The following is a 4,225-nucleotide window of genomic DNA, read 5'->3' as shown; positions in this document are numbered from 1 at the left end:
TGGCGCAACAGCAGTAACCGCTATTATTGGCGGCGAAGCAATACATCAGTTAGGCTATGTATTTGTTATTATGCCTATTTTCTTCAATTCTTTAATATTGCTTGTCGTCGCTATTGCAGTGGGTAGTTTTAGAGATAAAAATCCATTTGAAGATTATTTATAATCCACTAAATCGCTGATTTACCCTCCTGTTACGGGCGGATAAAAAGCCACTTCATCTGCTTCATCGATAACAATATCATCATTGGCAATTTCTTGATTAACCGCACAAAGAATATTGTCTGGAAAATGGTATTCACCGTGCTTGTCAACCAATTTTTTTCTTAATTGCGCTACTGTAATATCAGCGTTCAATATTATTTCTTCACTGGGAATTTTTAAAGCTTCTTTAAGCGAAGCAAAATAATAAATCTTCATTTGTTAGTCCAACTTAAATATTTATCCACCAATTTCCACCATTTGTTGGTTGCTAATATTATCAACAACAGTGTTAAATTCGTGCTTTTCAGGTTTTTTATGGATTGTATTGACAATCATATTCTTAATTTCATCATTGGTTAAATCTGAACGCACTGCATCTTTTAATGAGATTGCATTTTCTTGACCTAAACATAAAATTAAATCCCCCTTAGCAGTCAACCTAACACGATTACAAGTTTGGCAAAAATGGTTAGATACAGCACTAATAATACCCACGGTAGAATTTGTACCTTTAATTTTAAAATTATGTGCAGGACCATCTGTTCTACTAGCGTTAATAGGGTTTAATTTACTACCAAGATGTTTATTGAGTTTAGCAAAAATATCTTTTTCGCTAATATGCTGTTCAAGCGCTTCTATACCTACTGATCCAATTGGCATAGTTTCAATAAAACGCACATCAATACCTTTGGTAATGGCAAAATCAACCATTGATTCAATTTCATCATCATTCACACCACGCATTGCCACCACATTAATTTTGACTGGATTCATGTCTGCTTGTATGGCAGCATCAATGCCTTTAATAACTTCGGTTACATCACCACCACGGGTAATTTTTTTAAACCTTTCAGGGATGAGTGAATCAATAGAAATATTCACCCTGTTAACCCCATTTTGATGCAATTTTTTAGCAAATTTTTCTAACAAATGTGCATTAGTAGATAAAGGCAGGTCGTCAATACCATCAACATGACTGATGAGTCTGGCAATTTTAACAATACCTCTTCGTAACAAAGGTTCTCCACCTGTTAATCGGACTTTAGTGACCCCTAATTCGGCAAAAATCTGAACAATCCTTTCAATGTCTTCGTAACTTAAAATATCCTCTCGTTTGCAATTTGGCACATGCTCATCATCACGGCAATAAAAACATCGGTAATTACAATGCTCAGTAACCGAGAGCCTTAAATAGGTAATCTCTCTACCAAATTTGTCAATTAATTTAGGCATTTTTAAGTTTTTTCACAGAGGGGGATGCTGTGTATCGCTTGTCCAATGACCGGATTTACCACCTTCTTTTTCCAATAATTGGATGTCTGTAATTTTGATAAAGCGCTCTAGCGCTTTGCACATATCATAAATTGTAAGTGCCGCAACACTTGCGGCAGTTAGTGCTTCCATTTCTACACCCGTTTGAGCGTTTAGCTTAGCCAGTGTGGTAATTTGAACACCATTTTCAATGAATTCAAAATCTACACTAATTTTTGAAAGGTTAAGGCTGTGACACATTGGAATAAGATGGTGGGTTTGCTTCGCTGCCATAATGCCAGCAATTCTTGCAACTGATAGCACATCTCCTTTTTTAAAATCATTATCTTTAATTTTTTGCAAGGTCTCTGATTTCATTAACACTTTAGCGCTTGCTTTAGCAATACGCGTGGTGTTGTCTTTATCGGATACATCCACCATATTGGCTTCACCTTTGTTATTTACATGGGTTAATTTGTTCATAGCATCATCTCATTGAGTGGATAAAAATTTAAAATTTCACCCTGTTTAAAAGTTCTTTTTTCTGGTATTTCGACCAGTCCATCTGCCCAAACCATAGAACTTAAAACATCTGATCCTTGTTTTGGGTATTGATTGACCTGCATAGGAATAACTGTACGGTCAAGGCGTACGCGCACAAACTCACGCCTAAGTTTAGCTTTATGCCAATCAAAATTTGCTGTAACCTTAAAGGTAGTATTCAAATAATTACTTGCACCTTGCATCTTTTTGATAAAAGGTCGGGCAAGAAGTAAAAAAGTTACCATCACTGAGACTGGATTACCAGGCAAACCAATAAAGGCACAATTGCCAATACTACCAAAAGCTAAAGGTTTGCCTGGCTTCATTTTAATGCGCCATAAATCTAGTTGGCCTAATTTTTCTACAGCAGGCTTAACATGGTCCTCTTCACCAACAGAAACACCACCCGTGGTTATGATTAAATCACAACTAGATTTTAGTTTTTCTAGTGCTTGACAAGTGGCACCAAGTGTATCTTTAATATTACCTAAATTAATCACTTCGCAATCAAGCTTATCTAATAATGCCACTAGTGCATAACGATTAGAGTTAAAAATTTGCCCCTGTTTTAGGGATTTTCCAGGTTCAATGAGCTCATCGCCTGTGAAAAACACACCTACTTTAATTTTATTAAATACTTTGAATTTTCCTACACCCACAGAAGCTGCTAATGCAATGTCTTGTGGTTGCAGTTGTTTTCCTCTGGATAAAATAACATCACCAGATTGAATATCATTGCCCATTGGTCTAATATTTTCATTGAGCGTAATAGGTTGATAAATTTCAATTCTTGATTCGTTTTCAATCAACTCACATTCTTCTTGCATAACCACTGTATTGGCGCCTTTTGGTATAGGTGCACCCGTAAATAGTCGTGCTGCACAACCTGATGCTAGTGTATTTCCAGTGCTGCCTGCAGGAATACGGTCGGTGATTTTAAATGTCGTTCCACCTGATATATTTATTTGTTCTTCTTGAAGATTAATGGCGTAACCATCCATGGCAGAATTGTCAAAACCAGGGACACAAATACTAGCTTGCACATCAACAGCTAGAATTTTATTTAATGCATTGTGAAGTTCTAACAACTGAGTGCTATTGGTAATTTGAACAGAATTAATCAACAATTCTAAAGCCTCATCAATAGAAAGTAGAGGTTGTGGTGTTGTATCGCATCCGCAATCAATTTGTTGATTATTCATAGCAAAAAAATAACAAGATAAACAAACCAGACATTATAAAACAATCTAGGGTCTGATGGAATCTTCTGTAGTTGTAAAAATCAATATAGTCATCTACATTAGTGATTAATCCACCAATAGACTGGTGTGTATTTAGATAGATCTTTGCCAGAAGCGCTCAATGCAGATATTATCTGAGAAGTGATGGAAAATGTCATGATAGTCTCGTTTTAAGAGAATCCAAACATCCTTGATACCTACCATTTATGGATTCACCTGTTAAATAATTAACCACCAGCACATCATAGCCTAAGTAATCAGCAATTGAAACACTTTTGCTGCGTTTTCTTTATTTAAAGATCAACACCCATAACCCGAAATTTTGCTAGAGATAGATAGTTATAGCTCGTGTCAGGCAACTGGATTTTAACATATCGACCTTGCTTGCCTGGTGCGTCTAATTTAATGATTTTTTTGGGATTAGGCGCAACATGAAAGTCTTGTTGATAGATGTGGGTACTGAAGTCTGCTTTATTAGAAATACTGACTTGGTAGTTGCTTAGTCTATCTGCACAGCAATCAGTGCGGTTATAGATAATGATTTGATGGATATTTTTCTTACTACCTAGATCAACCTGCCACCAAGCACCTCATTCCTGTTTGGTATGGGTTGTACTGCCATTTATGAATTTACCATCAGTGTTACCATCTACTGCATAGCCAGCAACAGTAAGAACCTCGTATGGATATGTGCTGGATTCTGTGGCAGGTTTTCCAAGAGCTAGATTATAACCAGAGGCATATGCGCCTTCATAATCTGGGTTACCCCATGTCCTGATTGTTCCATCGGGCTCAATAGCAGTAAAGGCAAATGCATTTGAATAAATCTCAATATAGCCTTTGTCAGTGGGTGCACCTGTGCCTCCACGATTTAAATCACCCCACGCTTTGATTGAACCATCGGTTTTAAGAGCGGCAAAGGCATTCCAAGTTGAATAAATCTTGGTATAACCACTGTCAGTGGGTGCACTCGTGCCTCCATTACTTGA

General features: G+C 36.9%; 5 protein-coding genes and 2 pseudogenes. 1 reads left to right on the top strand and 6 read right to left on the bottom strand.

Going from position 1 to position 4,225, the window contains the following annotated elements; genetic code table 11:
- Window positions 1–163 (top strand): HPP family protein (locus BAZSYMA_RS03285; protein WP_195910074.1); only part of this gene is annotated, 163 nt, incomplete at its 5' end.
- Between the two features lie 17 nt (window positions 164–180).
- On the opposite strand, the gene moaD is transcribed toward BAZSYMA_RS03285, so the two are convergent.
- The 6 genes and pseudogenes from moaD to BAZSYMA_RS09865 all read right to left on the bottom strand — a co-directional run.
- On the bottom strand, window positions 181–417 hold the full coding sequence (gene moaD, locus BAZSYMA_RS03280) for a molybdopterin converting factor subunit 1 (protein ID WP_090715602.1): 237 nt from the start codon (window positions 415–417) through the stop codon (window positions 181–183).
- 21 nt (window positions 418–438) lie between these two features.
- Window positions 439–1,434: a GTP 3',8-cyclase MoaA gene (gene moaA / locus BAZSYMA_RS03275; RefSeq protein ID WP_090715600.1), complete on the bottom strand. Its 996-nt coding sequence runs from the start codon at window positions 1,432–1,434 to the stop codon at window positions 439–441.
- A gap of 12 nt (window positions 1,435–1,446) precedes the next feature.
- Window positions 1,447–1,935: a cyclic pyranopterin monophosphate synthase MoaC gene (moaC, locus tag BAZSYMA_RS03270; RefSeq protein WP_090715597.1), complete on the bottom strand. Its 489-nt coding sequence runs from the start codon at window positions 1,933–1,935 to the stop codon at window positions 1,447–1,449.
- Window positions 1,932–3,197 carry a molybdopterin molybdotransferase MoeA gene (locus BAZSYMA_RS03265; protein WP_090715595.1) on the bottom strand — a complete coding sequence of 422 codons (1,266 nt, stop codon included), beginning with the start codon at window positions 3,195–3,197 and terminating at the stop codon, window positions 1,932–1,934. The genes moaC and BAZSYMA_RS03265 overlap by 4 nt, the downstream gene beginning before the upstream one ends.
- Before the next feature lie 332 nt (window positions 3,198–3,529).
- A pseudogene (locus tag BAZSYMA_RS10635) lies at window positions 3,530–3,811 on the bottom strand (discoidin domain-containing protein); the annotation flags it as partial.
- A 15-nt stretch (window positions 3,812–3,826) separates the two neighbouring features.
- Window positions 3,827–4,225: pseudogene (locus BAZSYMA_RS09865) on the bottom strand (hypothetical protein); the annotation flags it as partial.

The sequence above is a fragment of the Bathymodiolus azoricus thioautotrophic gill symbiont genome (assembly GCF_001298715.1).
Classification (GTDB): domain Bacteria; phylum Pseudomonadota; class Gammaproteobacteria; order PS1; family Pseudothioglobaceae; genus Thiodubiliella.
This window is presented reverse-complemented; position numbering and strand designations above follow the sequence as displayed.

Coding starts and splice junctions, on each gene's coding strand:
- moaD (WP_090715602.1), bottom strand. CDS start 417: ATGAAGATTTATTATTTTGCTTCGCTTAAAGAAGCTTTAAAAATTCCC.
- moaA (WP_090715600.1), bottom strand. CDS start 1,434: ATGCCTAAATTAATTGACAAATTTGGTAGAGAGATTACCTATTTAAGG.
- moaC (WP_090715597.1), bottom strand. CDS start 1,935: ATGAACAAATTAACCCATGTAAATAACAAAGGTGAAGCCAATATGGTG.
- BAZSYMA_RS03265 (WP_090715595.1), bottom strand. CDS start 3,197: ATGAATAATCAACAAATTGATTGCGGATGCGATACAACACCACAACCT.